This window comes from Actinophytocola sp., assembly GCF_050699915.1.
GTDB lineage: Bacteria > Actinomycetota > Actinomycetes > Mycobacteriales > Pseudonocardiaceae > Actinophytocola.
The window spans coordinates 1-16,884 of sequence record NZ_JBOHGA010000136.1 but is presented as its reverse complement, the minus strand read 5'-3'; the positions used below and the strand labels follow the sequence as shown (position 1 = coordinate 16,884).

Here is a 16,884-nt window from a genome sequence, read left to right as displayed (position 1 = left end):
CGACGAGCCCGGCGCGGCGCAGCGGCTGCGCGGCGACATCGCGGCGGTGCGCGGCCTGCTGCCGACGTCCGCCACGGCCACCAGCACGCCCCAACCGCCACGGCCGACGGAGAGCCTCGGCGTCGAACCCCCGCCGATCGCCCCGGGCGGCCCGGACGGCGAGCGCGAGCCGCGGAACGAGGGTCACGGCGACGACGGAGACCGCGAACACCGCCCGGACAGGGACGACGACAAGCACGGCGAGGACGACGACGGCCCGCGAGGCGGGCCACGCGAGGGAAAGGCGAAGAAGCCGATCGGCAACCCCGCCCTGCCGCCGCTTCCTGTTCAGCCGCCGAGCCAGTAGACCGACCGGCGTAACCCCGCTCACCCGGTCGTCGGCAATCGCGACCGGTTGTCGAACGACGCGTTGCACGATGCCGCGCCGTCCGATCCACGTTCGCGTCACCCGAGATCCGGTGCCGTCGACGTCCCCCGCGCCGGCACCGCCTCGTCGAGCCGGCAAAGCCAGCCCCCAGCCCCGGGTGGTCAGGGCTCGACGAGAGCGTGGTGCCCTTCCCGGTCCGCTCCCGGGAAGGGCACCACGCCACCCCGCGTCGTCATCACCCCGCCGGACGGCATGAACGGTCGCGGGCCGGGTACCCGCTGACGCCATGGACCACAGCGATGCGCCTGTGTTGGAGGCACTGCAGGCCTACCACGACCAGGGGTACGCGCCGTTCAACCCACCGGGCCACCGGCAGGGCCGAGGGGTCGACCCGCGGGTGCTCGAGATCGTCGGCGAAGCCGTGTTCACCTCCGACGTGCTGGCGATCAACGGCCTGGACGATCGCCTGGCGACGCACGGAGTGCTGATGCGGGCGCAGGAGCTCATGGCCGACGCGGTGCACGCCGAGCACGCGTTCTTCTCCACGTGCGGCAGCTCGTTGTCGGTGAAGAGCGCGATGCTCGCCGTCGCGGGGCCGCACGAGAAGCTGCTCGTCGCACGCCAGTCGCACAAGTCGGTCATCTCCGGCCTGATCCTGTCCGGGGTGGCACCGGTGTAGGTGCGCCCACGCTGGGACGCGGACCTGCATCTGTCGCATCCGCCCGGTCCGGACGAGGTACGTAGGCGTTTCGAGGAGGAGCCGGACGCGAAGGGCATGCTGCTCGTGACCCCCACCGACTACGGGACGTGTGGGGACATCGCCGCGGTCGCCGCCGTGTGCCACGAGTTCGGCAAGCCGCTGATCGTCGACGAGGCCTGGGGCGCGCACCTGCCCTTCCACCCCGACCTGCCGCCGTGGGCGATGGACGCCGACGCCGACGTGTGCGTTACCAGCGTCCACAAGTCCGGCTCCGCGGTCGAGCAGAGCTCGGTGTTCCACCTGCAGGGCGACCGCGTCAACCCGACGGTGCTGAAGGCGCGCGAGGACCTGCTCGGCACAACGAGTCCCTCCTCGCTGGTCTACGCGACGCTCGACGGATGGCGACGCCAGATGGTCGAGCACGGCAAGGCCCTGCTCGACGCGGCGTTGGCGCTCGCTCACGAGACGCGTGCCGAGCTCGCCAAGCTGCCCGGCATCCGGGTCATGGGCGAGGAGTTCACCGGCCCGGCGGCAGCCCACACCTTCGACCCGCTCAAAATCGTGGTCGACGTGTCCGGTCTGCGCATCAGCGGCTACCAGGCCGCGGACTGGCTGCGCGACCACGAACGCGTGGCGGTCGGGCTGTCCGACCACCGCAGAATCGTCGCGCACCTCACCATCGCCGACGACGAGTCGACCATGGCGACGCTCCTGCGCGCGGTCGCCGAACTGTGTGAGGCACGGCTGCCGGCGCCGCGCGAGGTCGACCTGCCCAGCCCAGCCGACCTGGAGCTACGCACCGAGCTGCTGCCCAGGGACGCGTTCTTCGCCGAGACCGAACAGGTGGCCGCCGCAGACGCGGTGGGCCGCGTCTGCGCCGAGATGATCACGCCCTACCCGCCGGGCGCGCCGGCCGTGCTGCCCGGCGAGGTCATCACCTCCGCCGTACTCGACTACCTGCGGTCGGGTCTCGCCGCGGGCATGGCACTGCCCGACCCCGCCGACGCGGACCTGCGTTCCGTGCGCGTGGTCGCTCGGTGAACCTGCCCCGAGCCGATGTCGGAGCGCATGCCGACCGGATCTGGGAGCTCGCACTCGACCTGCACGGTGACCCGGAGACCGCGTTCGACGAACACCGGGCCGCCGAGCGGTTGTGCGCGGAGCTCGCCTCGTTCGAGGTGGATCGTGGCGTCGCCGGTCTGCCCACCGCGTTCACCGCACGCCACGGCGATGGCCGCGGACCGACGGCCGCGCTGCTGCTGGAGTACGACGCGTTGCCCGGCCTCGGCCACGCGTGCGGGCACAACCTGATCGCGGCGGCGGGCCTCGGCGCCGCCCTCGCGGTCCGCGACGCCCTCCCCGACCCGGACGGCACGCTCCTGGTGGTCGGCAGTCCCGCCGAGGAAGGTGGCGGCGGGAAGATCGTCGAGCTGGCCCACGGTGTCTTCGACGGGGTCGACGCCGCGCTGATGTTCCATCCCGGTGCGCACGACTGGGCCTGGGCGCCACTCACCGCGCAGGTGGAGATCACCGTCACCATCCACGGCCGTGCCGCCCATCCCACCGGCAACCCGACCGACGGTGTCGACGCGCTCGCCGCGCTGATCCAGCTGTTCAACACCGTCGCGGCCATCCGGCCGCGGCTGCCGGCCGGTTCCCATGTCCAGGGCATCATCAGCGACGGCGGTGTGGCCACCAACATCGTGCCGGAACGCGCGGAGGGCAGGTTCGGTCTGCGCGCGATCACGACCGCCGCGCTCGACGACCTCGCGACGCAGCTCGCAGCCACGGCACGCGCCGTCGCGACCGCGACCGGCACGAGCGCCGCGATCACCCGCAGCCGCGAGCCGTACGAACACTTCCGCAACAACACCGTGCTCGCGGACCGGTTCGCCGCACACATCGCGAACGCGGGCATCACCCTGACCGAACCGGCGCCCGGGGTCTTTCTCGGCTCGTCCGACATCGGCAACGTCAGCAACACGACGCCGGCGATCCATCCCTTCGTCGCGATCGTCGATCCCGAGCTCTCGGACCACACGGCGGAGTTCGCGGCCGCGGCCGCGAGCGAACGTGGCCGGACGGCCATGCTGGCCGCGGCCGAGGCACTCGCCGCGACGGCCGTCGACGTGCTGACGGACCCGACCTTCCGGGACCGCGCCTGGACCGAGTTCCGCCGCTGACCCGCGGCGGAGGCCCCGGCGAAGGCAGCGAGCCAGGTTTGAGCCCGGCCTCGGCGGGCACGGTGATGTCATGATCGGACGACTTGAAACCGTGGCGCTCGATGCCCGTGACCCGCACAAGCTGGCCAGGTTCTACGCCGAAGTGCTGGGAGCGAGCATCGAGATCGAGAAGGACGACTGGGTCACCATCGTCGACGAGACCGGGCGGAAGCTGTCGTTCCAGACCTCGCCGGAGCACCAACCCCCGCGGTTCCCCGACCCGGCCGGCTCGCAGCAGCTACACCTGGACATCCGCGTCGACGACGTGGACGAGGCGCAGCGCCAGGTCCTCGAAATCGGCGCGACCCGGGTGCCCGACGCGCACGAGGACAACACCTTCCGCGTGTTCCGCGACCCGGCCGGCCACACCTTCTGCCTGGTCTGGGACTGACCCCTGCGTCGCGAGCACGGCCGGCTGGTCGAGTCCGACTGGGACCACGCGATGGAACTGATCGTCCGGAGCTCTCGCGCGCTGCTCGACGAGCTCGGGCCGCTGTCACACGGGTTCTACGAACGGAGCAAGAAATGAAAGCCGTTACCTGGCAAGGCAAACGCGATGTCCGCGTGGAGTCCGTGGCCGACCCGCGCATCCTCGAGCCTACCGACGCGATCGTCCGCGTCACGTCCACCGGCATCTGCGGCTCGGACCTGCACCTCTACGAAACGCTCGGTTCCTTCATCGACCCGGGCGACGTCCTCGGGCACGAGCCGATGGGAATCGTCGAAGAGGTGGGGGCGGAGGTCACCCACATCGAGCCGGGCGACCGCGTCGTGGTGCCGTTCAACATCTCCTGCGGCCACTGCTACATGTGCGACCGCGGCCTGCAGTCCCAGTGCGAGACCACCCAGGTGCGCAGCAAGGGCAAGGGCGCGGCGCTGCTGGGTTACACGAAGCTGTACGGACAGGTGGCCGGCGGCCAGGCCGAGTTCCTGCGGGTGCCACAGGCACACTACGGCCCCATCCCCGTGCCGGCAGGCCCGCCGGACGAGCGCTTCCTCTACTTGTCCGACGTGGTGCCCACCGCGTGGCAGGCCGTGCGGTACGCGAACATCCCGGACGGCGGCAGCGTCGCGGTCTTCGGGCTCGGGCCCATCGGCCAGATGAGCTGCCGGGTGGCGCAACACCTCGGCGCCGGGCGGGTAATCGGCGTCGACCTGGTCCCCGAGCGGCTCGCGATGGCCGAGCGCCGTGGCGTCGCCACCGTCGACCTGCGGGACACGAGCGATGTCGCCACGACGATCCAGGACATGACCGACGGCCGCGGTCCCGACTCGGTGATCGACGCGGTCGGCATGGAGGCACACGGCTCCCCCGTCGGCAAGCTCGCCCAGCAGCTCACCACGCTGCTGCCCAAGGCCGTCGCCGCGAAGCTCACCGAACGAGCCGGCGTCGACCGGCTGGGTGCCCTGCTCGCGTCGATCGCCACCGTGCGCCGTGGCGGCACGATCTCCCTGAGCGGCGTGTACGGCGGCATGCTCGATCCGCTGCCGATGATGGAGCTTTTCGACAAGCAGATCCAGCTCCGCATGGGCCAGGCCAACGTCCGCCGGTGGGTCGACGACATCCTCCCCCTCGTCGCCGCCGACGACGACCCGCTCGGCACCCAGGACTTCGCGACCCACATCCTGCCGCTGACCGAGGCCCCGCACGGCTACGACATCTTCCAGCGAAAGCAGGACGGCGCGATCAAGGTGTTGCTCCGGCCCTGACAGCACCGGTCGGTCCACGTTCGGCTGACGATGTCCCCGATGTCGATCCGCGCGGACCTCGTTCGTGTAGAGGGCGAACCGCCCCTCTCACGGAAGGAACGCGATGCCCAGGATCGTGGTCATCACCAGCCTGACGCTCGACGGCGTCATGCAGGCCCCCGGCCGGGCCGACGAGGACACCCGCGACGGCTTCGCCCACGGCGGCTGGGCGGTCCCGTACGGCGACGAGGTCATGGCGAAGGCCATGGGCGAGCGGATGGCGGCCGACGGCGCGTTGCTGCTCGGCCGCCGCACCTACGACGACCTGTACGGCTACTGGCCGAACCAGCCGGCCAACCCGTACACCGACAAGCTGAACAAGACCCGCAAGCACGTCGTGTCCCGCACGCTCACCGAGCCGCTCCCGTGGCAGAACTCCGCCCTCGTCAACGGCGGCGTACCGGCAGCCGTCGCCGCGCTCAAGGCCGAGACCGACGTCGGCGTCCTCGGCAGTGGTGAGCTGGTCCGCACGCTGATGGCGCACGACCTCGTCGACGAGTACCTGCTGCTCATCCACCCGCTCGTGCTCGGCGCCGGCCGGCGGCTGTTCCCGCGCGGCGTTCCGGTCGCGGATCTCGGACTGGTCGATAGCGTGACCACCACGACCGGCGTCCTGCTGGCGCACTACCGAGTGCAGGGAGGGGCACGATGACTCAGATGTACCTGCTGAGCATCTACCAGCCGGACGGCGAACCGCCGCCGCCCGAGGACCTCGAGCCGGTGCTGCGCGAGCTCAAGACGTTCAACGACGAGATGCGCGAGGCCGGCGTGTGGGTGTTCGCCGCCGGCCTGCACGCGCCGAGCACCGCGACCGTGGTGCAGGCCAAGGGCTCCGACCTGCTCGTCACCGACGGGCCGTTCATCGAGGGCAAGGAGTTTCTCGGCGGGTTCACCGTGATCAAGGCGGCCGATCTCGACGAGGCGCTCGGCTGGGGCCGCCGGCTCGCCGCGATCCTCGAGCCGCTCTGGATCGAGGTGCGCCCGCTCGCGAACGACCCGGCCTGAGTTGCCCGAGTCCGACGTCGAGCGCGTCTTCCGCGAGGAGCACGGCCGGGCGGTCGCGAGCCTGGTCCGCGTCTTCGGCGACATCGACGTCGCCGAGGAGGCGGTTCAGGACGCGTTCGCCACGGCCGTCGAGCGCTGGCCGGACGAGGGGCTGCCGCCCAGCCCGGCCGGCTGGATCATCACGACCGCGCGCCGCCGTGCGATCGACCGGCTCCGCCGGGAGTCGTCCCGAGCGGACAAGCAGGCCCAGGCGGCGCTGCTGACCGAACCGGTCGAGTCGGAGGAGGAGGAGGGCGCCGTGCGCGACGACCGGCTGCGCCTGATCTTCACCTGCTGCCACCCGGCGCTGGGCACCGCCGCGCAGGTGGCGCTGACCCTGCGGCTGCTCGGCGGGCTCACCACACCGGAGATCGCGCGGGCGTTCCTGGTGCCCGAGCCGACGATGGCGCAGCGGCTCGTCCGGGCGAAGGGCAAGATCCGCGATGCCCGGATCCCGTACCGGGTGCCCCACGAGGCGGACCTGCCCGAGCGGGTGCGGGCGGTGCTCGCGGTCGTGTACCTGATCTTCAACGAGGGCTACACGGCGAGCTCGGGCACCGCGCTGGTCCGCGACGACCTGTGCGCGGAGGCCATCCGGCTCGGCCGGCTGCTCGCCGAGCTGATGCCCGACGAGCCGGAGGTGCTGGGCCTGCTCGCACTGATGCTGCTGACCGAGGCTCGCCGGCCGGCCCGCGTCGGGCCCGCCGGTGACCTGGTGCGCCTCGCCGACCAGGACCGGTCCCGCTGGGACGGCGCGCTGCTCGCGGAGGGCCAGGACCTGGTGCGGGCCTGCCTGCGGCGCGGCCGGCCGGGCCCGTACCAGCTCCAGGCGGCGATCAACGCCGTGCACACGGACGCGCCGTCGGCGCCGGAGACGGACTGGGCGCAGATCGTGGCGCTGTACGACCAACTGCTGGCCGCGACCCCGAACCCGGTGGTCGCGCTGCACCGCGCGGTCGCGGTCGCCGAGGTGTCCGGTCCGGCGACGGCGCTCGCGCTGGTGGACGAGCTGTCGCTCGACAGCTACCACCTGCTGCACGCGATCCGCGCCGACCTGCTGCACCGCCTCGGCCGCGACACCGAGGCCGCGGCGGCCTACGACGAGGCGATCGCCCGCACGGCGAACGTCGCCGAGCAGGACCTCCTGCGCCGAGCCCGAGCCGCCCTCTAGTCGAGCAGGGCGCGGACCTCGGCCGGGGCGGCGTCCGGGCTGACCTGGCTCTGCTCGCCGCTGCGGAGGTCTCGGACGGTGACCGTGCCGGCTGCCCAGTCGTTGCCGCCGACGATCACCACGACCCGGGCGCCCGACTTGTCCGCGCGCTGGATCTCCTTGCCCAGCTTGCGGATGTCGAGGGGGGTCGACGTGCGCACGCCCGCGCCGCGCAGTCCGCGCGCGACCGTGCGGGCGGCCTCCGCGAGCTCGGGCTCGGTCGCGATGACCGCCGCGTCGATCTCGTTTCGGGCCTCGGGCAGCAGTCCGTGCGTGCCGAGGAAGTCGAACAGCGTCACGTCGCCCATGCCGAACCCGAGGCCGGGGATGCGCTGCGCCGAGTACAGCCCCACGAGGTTGTCGTAGCGGCCGCCGCCGAACAACGAGCGGCGGTTGTCCGGGTGGGTGTCGAAGACCTCGAACACCGTCGAGGTGTAGTAGTCGAAGCCGCGCACGATCAGCGGGTCGAACACCATCAGGTCGCCGGCCGCGCTGTCCATGACCTGGACGAGCTTGGACTGCTCCTTGACCTCGTCCGGGATCTCGTCGAGCACCGCGCGGCCGCCGGTGAGCACCTCGCCGAGGCGCGCGAACTGCTTGTCGGACAGGCCGATCGCGGCGGCGTCCTCGGCGAGCTTGTCCGCCGGGTACTTCTCCCACCGGTCGACGAGCCCGGCGACGTCTCGCACCGACTCGGCGGGGATGCCGACGACACCGGTGAGCATGGCATCGAGCAGGACCCGGTCGTTGACCCGCAGCACCCACATGTCCGGGGTGGCGCCGAGCGCGCCCATCAGGTCGTGGACGAGTTCGAAGAACTCGATCTCGCAGGCGGCGCTGTCCGAGCCGAACACGTCGACGTTGATCTGCCAGTGCTCGCGGACCCGGCCCCGCTGCGGCCGCTCGTAGCGGTGGCAGTTGGGGTGGCTGTACCAGCGGACGGGAAACTGCAGCTTGCCGGCGTTGCCGGCGATCATGCGCGCGACCGACGGGGTCATCTCCGGGCGCAGGGCGAGGCGCCGTTCGCCGCGGTCGGTGAGCGTGTAGAGCTGCTGCTCGACGATCTCGCGGCTCGACTTGGCCTCGTAGATCTCGACGGACTCGAGGATCGGGCCGTCGTAGCGCTGGTAGCCGTACCGCTCGATCACGTCGTAGAGCCGCCCGAACACCTGCGTGCGGACCGACATCTCGGCCGGCAGGAAGTCACGCGTGCCACGGTAGGGGGCGGTCGGCAAGAACTGGGACACGACGTCCAGCCTATCGATCCCCGCCTGCCGACCCCCGGCCACCTGCGGCTATCGGTCCAGCGTTGGCCGCTTCGGGTCGAACGGCCAGCCCGGACCAGCGAGCGCATGGCCGCGGTGTCCTCGCGTCCAGAAGTGCGGGTCCGCGAGCGGAATGTCCACAGCGGACTGGCGGACGGCGTGGCCGAACGAGCGCCAGCCGGTCGCCACCATGTTCGTCGCGATGCGCAGGCCGGTGGCCCGGCGGAACACCGCGAGCACCTCGCGACCGGAGTAGTCGCCCTCGGCACCGCAGGGATCCTCCGCGTACGACAGCACCTCGTGCAACGCCCGGCCGCGGCGCACGGCGTCGGCGAGCGCGGCCAGGACGGCGACCTCCTCGTCGCCGGGCAGGACGCCGCCCTTGAGCTTGAAGTCCCTGAAGCCGTAACGGTTCCGCGCCGCCTCGGCCTGCGCGACGATGTCGGCCGCGTCCAGCGCTGGCTCGTTCGCACCCGGCACCACGGATCGTCCGATGTGGACTCGTCGCGGTAGTCGAGGTCGGTCCGGCGCCGGTCGCCGACGAAGAAGAGGTAGCCCAGCGCGGGCACCCCGGTCGCGTTGCCGTCCCTCGCCGAGCAGCCCGGCCGCCGAAGCGCGCCGACACCGCCCGGAGCACGGTGTCGTGGTCGCCGACCCGCGCGCCGACGACGAGCTCGCGGGCCTCGGTCAGGGTCGCGGTGATCGCCGGCCCGCCCGGCACCTCGCCGACACCGGTGCGGCCGTCGGAGTCGTCGAGTACCAACAGGTTCCGGGTGAAGTACGGGCCGTGCGCGCCGCTCAGGTTGAGCAGGATGCTGTCCCGGCCGGCGACCGGCACCACGCGGTAGCCGGTCACGACCGGCGAACTCACGCGACGACGACCTTCTCCACCAGTGCGGTCAGCTCGCCGAGCTCGGTCGCGGTGAGGTCGGTGAGCGGCGGGCGGACGGGCCCCGCGGGCCGGCCGACCGCGGTCAGCGCGGCCTTCACGACCGCCACCCCGTAGCCCTCCCGGCGGTCGCGGATGTCCAGGTATGGCAACACGAAGTCGTCGAGCCCGCGCCGCACCGCCGCCGTGTCGCCGGCGAGCGCGGCGGCGTGCAGGTCGAGCGCGAACCGGGGCGCGAAGTTGGCGATCGCCGGCACGCACGCGGTGGCGCCGTCGGACATGCCGAGCAGGTTCGGCCACTCGTCGGCCAGGCGCCACACGGCGTCGAAGCCGGCGCGCGCCGGGACGATCACGCCGAGGTCCGTGGCCGCGCACACCGCGCGGACGTGCTCGACACGGGCGGCCGGCGGCAGCACGGTCAGGTAGGGCCGCAACAGGAGAACCGCCGCCGCGCCGGCCTCCTCGGCGTCGCGGGCCATGGCCACGGCCTCCGCCGTGCCGTACCCGGCCGGCGCGATCACCGGCGCGCTCGACTCCGCGACCGCCGCGCGCACGACCTGCTCGACCTCCGGCGGCGTCAGCGCGGGGAACTCCCCCGTGCCGGCGGCCACGAACAGCGCGGCCACGGGGAACGACGTCAGCCAGGCGACGTGCTCGCGGTAGGGGTCCTCGTCGAAGCCGAAGTCCTCACGGGCGTGGGTGACCGGGAAGCACGACATGCCGGACCCGAGCGCGGTGCGCGAGTCCTCCGGGTCGAACGTCATGCTGGCTCCCGTTGTCGTAGCCGCGCTCAGCCTATGCCCGCGGTCACCCAGCGTGCCGCCGCTCGCGGGCCGGCTCGGCGCGCGCGACCAGGCGCCAGGACAACCAGAACGAGCCGACGAGGGCGATGGCCAGCACCAGCGGAGCCTTGACCTCGGCGGGCGCGGCGAGCGGGCGCAGCGCCACCGCGGCGAGGACCAGGATCGGGCCCTGGATGACGAACGCGGGGAAGGCCGCGCGCGAGCAGGCCCGGGCGAAGCGGCCCTGCTGGGTCAGATGGCGTTGGGCGAGGCTGAGCAGCCAGAGCGAGCCGGAGACGACGAGAACGCCCTCGAGGAGCGCGGTCGCCGCGGCCTGCCAGCGCCAGCCGCCGAGGAACGGCCCGATGTCGGCGGCGAGGTCGGTGACGCCGGCGGCGATGGCGAGGATGGGGACGAGGCAGATCGTGGTGATGGCGACCTGTGCGCTGCGCCGGCGGAGGCGGTCGGGGACCTCGCGGGCCCAGCCGTGCCGGGCGCAGGCGACGCCGAGGGCGAACATGGCGGCGCACTGCGGCCACTGCCAGAGGTGGAGGTCGAAGATCTGGCCGCTCTTGGCGGGGAAGACGAGGCGGATGAGGAACGAGGCGAGCGCGATGCCCGCGGCCAGCGCGACGAGCTGACCCGTGCCCGGCGCCGCCGCGTCCGGGTCGGCCGGTGCGGCGGTGCGCCAGACCGCGTAGGCGACGGAGAAGATCAGCAGCACGAACGTGAACCACAGCGAGCCGGAGTCGAGCAGCGGGTACCGCTGGGTGACCACCTCGAGGACCGACTCGTCGTGGCCCGCGACCCGGTAGGCGACCCACATGGTGAGCGGCCAGACGAGGAAGGCCGACGCCGCCCAGGGCAGTCCCAGCCGCAGCGTTCGGTCGGCGATGAAGCGGCCGAGCCCCTTCTTCTCGAGCGAACGCGGCGTGAACAGCCCGGCGAGGAAGAAGAACCCGCCGATGATGAACAGCCCGGAGGGCCCGATGAGCGCGACGAGGGCAACCTCCACGCCGGGCACGAAGGTGGTCTCGTTGACCTCGTCGTACGGCCACCCGCCCACCGCGGTGTAGCCGAGCAGGGCGTGCCCCCCGATGACCCAGGCGACCAGCGCGGTCTTCACGTTGTCGACGTGGGGAAGACGCTGTCCGTTCACCCACCAGACTTTCGCCGAAACGGCCCGATCTTGTCCAGAGTCTTCTCAGCCGAGCGGTTTCGACGTGTCCAGTCTCGGGTCGGTCAGTGTTCGACCTGGTAGCGGAGGTGGGTGACGCCCTTGCCCGCGATCACTTCCGGGTCCGTGAGACGTACCGGGGTCCTCGTCAGGTTCGGGAAGAACGGGATGCCCTCGCCCATCAGCACCGGGACCAGGTTCACCTGGATCTCGTCCAGTAGGTCGAGGTCCAGGCACTGCTGGACGACCGTGGTGCTCGCCGCCGCGATGACCTTGTCGCCGGCCACCTGCTTCGCCTGCTCGATCGCGCTCGCCACACCGTCGGTGACGAACGTGACCGGGTGGGGCCAGTCGACGATCGGGCGGTGGGTCACCACGAACAGGGGCGCGCCCGTCGGGTGGTTGCCACCCCAGCCCTTCGTGTGGTCGAACAGCCGACGCCCGCACACGAGCGCGCCGCAGCCGTCGAACGCCTCGCGCAGCATCGGGGCGCTTGCCGCCGACACGTGGAACGTCCAGCGCGGGTCGTTGCTCGGCACCTCCACCTCACCGTTGCCGTACCAGCCGAACAACTCCTCGCAGCCGTCGGACGGGTCGGCGACGTAACCGTCCAGCGACATCGACATGTGCGCCACGACCTTGCTCATGAGACGCTCCTTCGCACGTCAGGGGGTGTCACCCGATACAACGTCCGCCGGCCCGAGTACTCATCGGTCGGTGCGGGTATTCGTGCAGGTGGTGATCACCCTCGGCATCGCGGGCCTGCTCGCGCTCTTCGCCGCCGTCCTCCCCCGCGTGCTGCGCGACCGGCCGCTGTCGATGCCGGCCGTGCTGCTGGCCGTCGGCGTCGTGCTGGGCCTGCTGCCCTGGTCGGCGGCACTCGACCCGCGCGAGCACGCCGGCTCCGTCGAGATATTCGCCGAGATCGGCCTGCTGGTCGCGCTCGCCGGTGCCGGGCTCAAGACGGACCGCATGCTGGGCTGGCGGTCGTGGAGCTCGACATGGCGGCTCCTCGCGATCACGATGCCGCTGTCGGTCGCGGCGGTGGCCGGACTCGGCGCCGGCGTGCTGGGCCTCGACGCGGCGTCCGCGCTGCTGCTCGGCGCCGCGCTCGCGCCCACCGACCCGGTGCTCGCCAGCGACGTCCAGGTGCCGGCCCCGCACACCGAACAGGAACGCGGGCCGGACAACGAGGTGCGCTTCACGCTGACGACGGAGGCCGGCCTCAACGACGGGCTCGCCATGCCGTTCGTGCTCGGCGCACTCGCCCTCGCGGCTCCCACCGGCTCGCCCTGGGGTTGGGGCCTGACCGAGGTGCTCGTGCCGCTGGTGCTCGGGCTCGCGATCGGCTGGGCGTGCGGGCGGCTGCTCGGCTGGCTGATGTTCCGCGTCGGCCACGAGCGGGTCCGGCTGGGCGAGTACTCCGACGGCCTGGTGGTACTGGTGATCGCGTTCCTCCCGTTCGCGCTCTCCGAGCTGGTCGGCGGCTACGGGTTCCTGGCCGTGTTCGTGACCGCGGCGGTGGTGCGGGCGAGCGAGCGCTCACACGGCTACCACGCGGTGCTCCACGAGTTCGGCGAGCAGCTGGAGCGGCTGTTCGTGACCGTGGCGCTGGTCGCCCTCGGGGTCGCGCTGGGCGGCGGGCTGCTCGCCGGCCTGCGGGTCGGCGAGGTGGTGGTCGCCGCGCTGGCGGTACTCGTGGTGCGGCCGCTGTTCGGCGGGCTCGCCCTGATCGGCGCGCCGACGACCGGGCCGGCCACCGCGGCGGTCGCGTTCTTCGGCGTGCGCGGCATCGGCACGTTCTTCTACCTCGCGTTCGCCTCGTCCCTCGCCACGGACTCGCTGTGGCGCACGGCCGCGCTCGCGGTGGCGCTGTCGGTGCTCGTGCACGGAATCTCGTCGGGCCCGGCGATGTCGTGGCTCGAGCGTCACGGAGCGCACGAGCGGGTGCGCGACTAGCGTCGTGGACATGGTCAGCCGAGTGAGATGCCTTGCCGTCGACTGCCGGGACACCGCACTGCTCACCGACTTCTGGTGCGCGGCGCTGGGCTACGAGGTCGTCAAGCGGTGGACGGACTCGCGCGGCACCGAGTACATCGAGATCGGCAACGGCGACGAGCCGGCCCTGCTCTTCCAGCCGGTGCCGGAGACGAAGTCGGTGAAGAACCGGCTGCACCTGGACATCGCGTCGGCTTCGGACACTCAGGAGTCCGAAGTGGAGCGTCTGGTCGGGCTCGGCGCGAGGGTGGTCGCGAACGAGCCGGACTGGCACTGGGTGGTGCTGACCGACCCGGAGGGCAACGAGTTCTGCGTGCTGCGCTAGCGAGTCAGGTGACCGGCTCCTCCCCCGGCGGAGGTCCGAGCGGCAGCTTCTGCAGCGCGGTGGCGACGCCGTGCAGGTTGTGCGCCATCGCCCTCGCGGTCTTGTGCGACCACTCGTGGCCGTGGTCCGTGTCGGAGTAGCTCGGGCCAGGTCCCGGCCCCATGTTCCAGTAGGTCCACGCCTGGCCCGGCACCGTGTATCCGATGTCGCAGAGCGCTCCGGTCACCTCGGAGATCACGTGGTGTGCGCCATCCTCGTTGCCGGTCACCACGACGCCGGCGACGCGGTTGTAGGCCACCGGCCGCTCGTCGTCGTCGGTCTCCGACATCATCCCGTCCATCCGCTCCAGCACCCGCTGGGCGATCGACGAGGGACGGCCGAGCCAGGTCGGCGTGGCCACGATCAGGATCTCGGCGTCGAGCAGCTCGCCGTGCAGCCGCGGCCAGTGGTCGGTGTTGTCCCCGATGTCGGTCGAGATGCCGGGCGGCACGACGTGGTCGACGACGCGAAACGACCGGACCTCGACGTCCCGCTCACGTAGCCCCTCGGCCACCACGTCCGCGAGTACCTGGGTGTTCGACGGCTCGGGACTTTGCTTGAGCGTGCAATTCAGGATCACTGCCCGCATGGCTGGCTCCTCTTCGGTTTGCGGTCGGCTCGGAGTCGTTGCCCCCACGAGCCCGGCTAAACCCCGTTTTCACCCCCCGACGCGGGGTAGTCCCTGGTCAGAAGGATGGAGGAAAACTGATGAGCTCGATTTCGGATGTCGGTGCTCACAAGCCGGCGAGCGAGAAGTCAACCGCCGAGCTGGTGCGCGACCTGACCGAACAGTTCAGCCACCTCGCCCGCACCGAGGTCCGCCTCGCCGTGCACGAGGCGCAGGACAAGGCCAAGCACGCCGGCATCGGCGCGGCGAGCATCGGTGCCGCCGGGGTGCTGGCCGGCTATGGGCTGGCGATCGTGCTCGCCGGCCTCGTGTTGCTGCTCGCCCTGGCCTTGCCCGCGTGGGTCGCGGCGATGATCGTCGGCGCCGTGGTGCTGCTGGCCGCCGGGGTGGCCGCACTGGTGGCGAAGAAGCAGTTCCGCCGCAGCGCCCCGATGCCGTCCGACGCGGTGGACAGCGCCAAGGAGGACATCCAGGTGGTCAAGGAGGCGGCGAAGCGATGACGACCCACGAGCACGACGATCGCACGACGACGACCGGCGCGGAGCCGACGGACGAGGCCCTGCGCACCGACGCCGAGCTGACCCGTCAGGAGCTCGCCGAGACCGTGGCGGCCCTGGGCGCGAAGGCCGACGTCAAGAGCCGGGTGCGGACCGCGGCGAAGCAGCGTGCCGAAGCGATCCAGACCGGCGGCGACGAGCTGGTGAGCAAGCTGCCGGACCCGGTGGCCGAGCGGGTGCGGCCGGCGTGGACGACCATGTCGCAGCGCCCCGCGATCCCACTCGGCGGCCTCGCGGCCCTGTTCGCGGTGCTGCTGATCTGGCTGAAGATCCGTAAGCGCTGACCCGCTACTGGCCAGGCAGCTCGCCCGACTCGGTGAGCTGCCTGGCCAGTTCGCGCAGTTTGATGTTGCGCTCCTGGGAGTGGCGGCGCAGCAGATCGAACGCCTGCTGCTCGGAGACCTTGTGCCGCTCCATCACGATGCCGAGCGCCTCGCCGATCTCCTGCCGGCTGGCGATGGCCTGCTGCAGCTGCGCGTCCGACCGCGCGCTCGCGAACGCCACCGCCGCGTGCGAGGCGAGCAGCCAGCCGACGTGCTCGGAGTGCTCGGTGAACGCCTTGCGGCTGCCGCCGTAGACGTTCAGCGCGCCGAGGTTTTGTTCCCGGGTGTACAACAGAAAGCCCATCGAGCTACCGATGCCCAGCGCGACGGCCTTGGGCGCGTAGTGCGGCCAGCGCTGTTCGGTAGTCATGTCCACGATGCGGTAGACCTGCTCCTCGCGCAGCGTGCTGTCGAAGCACGGCCCCTCGCCGAGCTCGACCTGGAGCCGGTCCGACTCGCGGGCCAGGTCGGCCGTCGCGGCCAGCGTGCGCAGCTCACCGGACTCGATCGCGAGCACGCCTGCGTGCTCGCACCCGTCGACCAGTGTCACGGCATGCTCGACTATCCGGTCCAGCGTCTGCTGCACCGTCTCCTGTACGAGCAGGTCACGCGCCATCTGGGCGAGTGCGGTGGCCAGGTCGTCGGGTTGGCCGTCGGGAGCCATGTCCGGTCCTTCCGGTCGCGATCTGCCCGCAAGCCTATTCGATGCACAACCGATGCAGCGACTCTCGGGGGCTACGCGCCGCGGGTGGCGAGCTCGAAGATCGTCGCCAGCTCGTCGGCGTATTGGATCGGGTCGATCTCCGGGTCGTTGGCGACGCGATCGAGCGCGGCTCTGATGGCCGTCGCCATGACGTCGGTGTCGAAGAAGCGCAGCTCGCCGTAGAGCTGGCCGGCGCGCAGCAGCTCGACGAGGCCGCCGGCGGTGTCGATGGGCTTGCCGCCGACCGCGCGGGCGGCGCGCAGCCTGGCGTGGTGTTTGGCGGCGAACTCGACGTTGGCGGCGATGTAGGCCCGCAGCTGCGCGGCGGGCCCCTCGGCCTCGTGCATTCGCCGGTCGACGAAGTCGGTGAGCTCCTCGGTGACGACCCGGACGACCTTGTCCATGAGCTCGCGCTTGCCGGCGAAGTGGTAGGAGATGAGGCCGGTGCTGGAGAGCCCCGCGGTCCGGGCGATCTTGGCGAACGAGGTCCCGGCGAGCCCTTCTACGGCGAGCGTGGCGATGGCGGCCTCGACGATCTGCGAGCGGCGGTGCATTTGCTCATCCAAGCTGACTCTTGCTCGATTGAGCAAGGTGTCGATCGGCCGCGAGTGGGTATGCATGCCTCATGCATGACAGGGTGGCAAACCTGCTGGGTGCGACCGCGCTGGCGGTCACGGACCTGATGCTGGCCGGCGCGACCCGGGCCGCGGGCGTGAGCACGAGCGGCGCGGCGGCGCTGCTGGTCCTGCGTGCGGCGCCGGGTCTGAGCGTCACCGAGCTGGGCCGGCGAGTCGGCCTGACCCAACCCGCGGCGGCGCGCATGGTGGCCACCCTCGAGGCGTCGGGCCTCGCGAGCCGGCGAGCCACACCGGGCCGCGCCGTCGCGATGCACCTGACGGCGGCGGG

General features: G+C 71.9%; 21 protein-coding genes and 1 pseudogene. 14 read left to right on the top strand and 8 right to left on the bottom strand.

Annotation, left to right across the window (positions count from 1 at the left end; all coding sequences use genetic code 11):
* The 8 genes and pseudogenes from ACRDSK_RS21995 to ACRDSK_RS21960 form a co-directional block, all read left to right on the top strand.
* Nucleotides 1–346: hypothetical protein (locus ACRDSK_RS21995; protein WP_431443114.1), on the top strand; the 346-nt coding region annotated here is incomplete at its 5' end.
* 307 nt (nucleotides 347–653) lie between these two features.
* A pseudogene (locus ACRDSK_RS21990) lies at nucleotides 654–2,108 on the top strand (aminotransferase class I/II-fold pyridoxal phosphate-dependent enzyme).
* Nucleotides 2,105–3,250 carry an amidohydrolase gene (locus ACRDSK_RS21985; protein WP_431443113.1) on the top strand — a complete coding sequence of 382 codons (1,146 nt, stop codon included), beginning with the start codon at nucleotides 2,105–2,107 and terminating at the stop codon, nucleotides 3,248–3,250. Before ACRDSK_RS21990 ends, ACRDSK_RS21985 begins: the two are co-directional and overlap by 4 nt.
* Nucleotides 3,251–3,320: 70 nt before the next feature.
* The gene (locus ACRDSK_RS21980; protein WP_431443112.1) at nucleotides 3,321–3,680 is read left to right on the top strand and encodes a VOC family protein; all 360 of its coding nucleotides are present in this window, start codon (nucleotides 3,321–3,323) and stop codon (nucleotides 3,678–3,680) included.
* 134 nt (nucleotides 3,681–3,814) lie between these two features.
* Complete coding sequence (locus ACRDSK_RS21975) at nucleotides 3,815–4,999, top strand: zinc-dependent alcohol dehydrogenase (RefSeq protein ID WP_431443111.1); 1,185 nt, start codon at nucleotides 3,815–3,817, stop codon at nucleotides 4,997–4,999.
* A gap of 103 nt (nucleotides 5,000–5,102) precedes the next feature.
* Entirely contained in the window at nucleotides 5,103–5,690 is a 588-nt protein-coding gene (locus tag ACRDSK_RS21970) for a dihydrofolate reductase family protein (RefSeq protein ID WP_431443110.1), read from the top strand.
* Entirely contained in the window at nucleotides 5,687–6,043 is a 357-nt protein-coding gene (locus ACRDSK_RS21965) for a YciI family protein (RefSeq protein WP_431443109.1), read from the top strand. Before ACRDSK_RS21970 ends, ACRDSK_RS21965 begins: the two co-directional genes overlap by 4 nt.
* A 1-nt stretch (nucleotide 6,044) precedes the next feature.
* Complete coding sequence (locus tag ACRDSK_RS21960) at nucleotides 6,045–7,253, top strand: RNA polymerase sigma factor (protein WP_431443108.1); 1,209 nt, start codon at nucleotides 6,045–6,047, stop codon at nucleotides 7,251–7,253.
* Here ACRDSK_RS21960 and hisS read toward each other — a convergent pair.
* Both hisS and ACRDSK_RS21950 read right to left on the bottom strand, forming a co-directional pair.
* Nucleotides 7,250–8,539 (bottom strand): histidine--tRNA ligase, encoded by a 1,290-nt coding sequence (gene hisS / locus ACRDSK_RS21955; protein ID WP_431443107.1) that lies wholly within the window; start codon nucleotides 8,537–8,539, stop codon nucleotides 7,250–7,252. The two genes, ACRDSK_RS21960 and hisS, sit on opposite strands and share 4 nt — an antisense overlap.
* A 48-nt stretch (nucleotides 8,540–8,587) precedes the next feature.
* Nucleotides 8,588–9,037: an enolase C-terminal domain-like protein gene (locus ACRDSK_RS21950; protein ID WP_431443106.1), complete on the bottom strand. Its 450-nt coding sequence runs from the start codon at nucleotides 9,035–9,037 to the stop codon at nucleotides 8,588–8,590.
* Nucleotides 9,038–9,195: 158 nt separating this feature from the next.
* Between ACRDSK_RS21950 and ACRDSK_RS21945 the strand changes: the two genes are divergently transcribed.
* Nucleotides 9,196–9,405, top strand: coding sequence for a hypothetical protein (locus ACRDSK_RS21945; protein WP_431443105.1), 210 nt, complete (start codon nucleotides 9,196–9,198; stop codon nucleotides 9,403–9,405).
* 19 nt (nucleotides 9,406–9,424) lie between these two features.
* Here ACRDSK_RS21945 and ACRDSK_RS21940 read toward each other — a convergent pair whose 3' ends face one another.
* The 3 genes from ACRDSK_RS21940 to ACRDSK_RS21930 form a co-directional block, all read right to left on the bottom strand.
* Nucleotides 9,425–10,210: a dihydrodipicolinate synthase family protein gene (locus tag ACRDSK_RS21940; RefSeq protein WP_431443104.1), complete on the bottom strand. Its 786-nt coding sequence runs from the start codon at nucleotides 10,208–10,210 to the stop codon at nucleotides 9,425–9,427.
* A gap of 43 nt (nucleotides 10,211–10,253) precedes the next feature.
* On the bottom strand, nucleotides 10,254–11,387 hold the full coding sequence (locus ACRDSK_RS21935; protein ID WP_431443103.1) for an acyltransferase family protein: 1,134 nt from the start codon (nucleotides 11,385–11,387) through the stop codon (nucleotides 10,254–10,256).
* 83 nt (nucleotides 11,388–11,470) lie between these two features.
* Entirely contained in the window at nucleotides 11,471–12,052 is a 582-nt protein-coding gene (locus ACRDSK_RS21930) for a dihydrofolate reductase family protein (RefSeq protein ID WP_431443102.1), read from the bottom strand.
* Nucleotides 12,053–12,122: 70 nt separating this feature from the next.
* On the opposite strand from ACRDSK_RS21930, the gene ACRDSK_RS21925 reads away from it, so the two are divergent.
* Both ACRDSK_RS21925 and ACRDSK_RS21920 read left to right on the top strand, forming a co-directional pair.
* Nucleotides 12,123–13,364, top strand: coding sequence for a cation:proton antiporter (locus ACRDSK_RS21925; RefSeq protein WP_431443101.1), 1,242 nt, complete (start codon nucleotides 12,123–12,125; stop codon nucleotides 13,362–13,364).
* A gap of 10 nt (nucleotides 13,365–13,374) precedes the next feature.
* Entirely contained in the window at nucleotides 13,375–13,728 is a 354-nt protein-coding gene (locus tag ACRDSK_RS21920; protein ID WP_431443100.1) for a VOC family protein, read from the top strand.
* 4 nt (nucleotides 13,729–13,732) lie between these two features.
* Here the strand turns inward: ACRDSK_RS21920 and ACRDSK_RS21915 are convergent, their stop codons facing one another.
* Entirely contained in the window at nucleotides 13,733–14,356 is a 624-nt protein-coding gene (locus ACRDSK_RS21915; RefSeq protein ID WP_431443099.1) for a flavodoxin family protein, read from the bottom strand.
* Between the two features lie 119 nt (nucleotides 14,357–14,475).
* Here ACRDSK_RS21915 and ACRDSK_RS21910 point away from each other — a divergent pair, with 119 nt between their 5' ends.
* The gene (locus ACRDSK_RS21910) at nucleotides 14,476–14,895 is read left to right on the top strand and encodes a phage holin family protein (protein WP_431443098.1); all 420 of its coding nucleotides are present in this window, start codon (nucleotides 14,476–14,478) and stop codon (nucleotides 14,893–14,895) included.
* Nucleotides 14,892–15,236 (top strand): DUF3618 domain-containing protein, encoded by a 345-nt coding sequence (locus ACRDSK_RS21905; protein ID WP_431443097.1) that lies wholly within the window; start codon nucleotides 14,892–14,894, stop codon nucleotides 15,234–15,236. The genes ACRDSK_RS21910 and ACRDSK_RS21905 overlap by 4 nt, the downstream gene beginning before the upstream one ends.
* A 4-nt stretch (nucleotides 15,237–15,240) precedes the next feature.
* Here the strand turns inward: ACRDSK_RS21905 and ACRDSK_RS21900 are convergent, their stop codons facing one another.
* Nucleotides 15,241–15,939, bottom strand: a complete 699-nt coding sequence (locus tag ACRDSK_RS21900) for a GAF and ANTAR domain-containing protein (protein WP_431443096.1) — start codon at nucleotides 15,937–15,939, stop codon at nucleotides 15,241–15,243.
* Between the two features lie 71 nt (nucleotides 15,940–16,010).
* Nucleotides 16,011–16,544 carry a TetR family transcriptional regulator gene (locus ACRDSK_RS21895; RefSeq protein ID WP_431443095.1) on the bottom strand — a complete coding sequence of 178 codons (534 nt, stop codon included), beginning with the start codon at nucleotides 16,542–16,544 and terminating at the stop codon, nucleotides 16,011–16,013.
* Between the two features lie 59 nt (nucleotides 16,545–16,603).
* On the opposite strand from ACRDSK_RS21895, the gene ACRDSK_RS21890 reads away from it, so the two are divergent.
* Nucleotides 16,604–16,884, top strand: a 281-nt coding sequence (locus tag ACRDSK_RS21890) for a MarR family transcriptional regulator (protein ID WP_431443094.1), incomplete at its 3' end; no start/stop codon positions are given.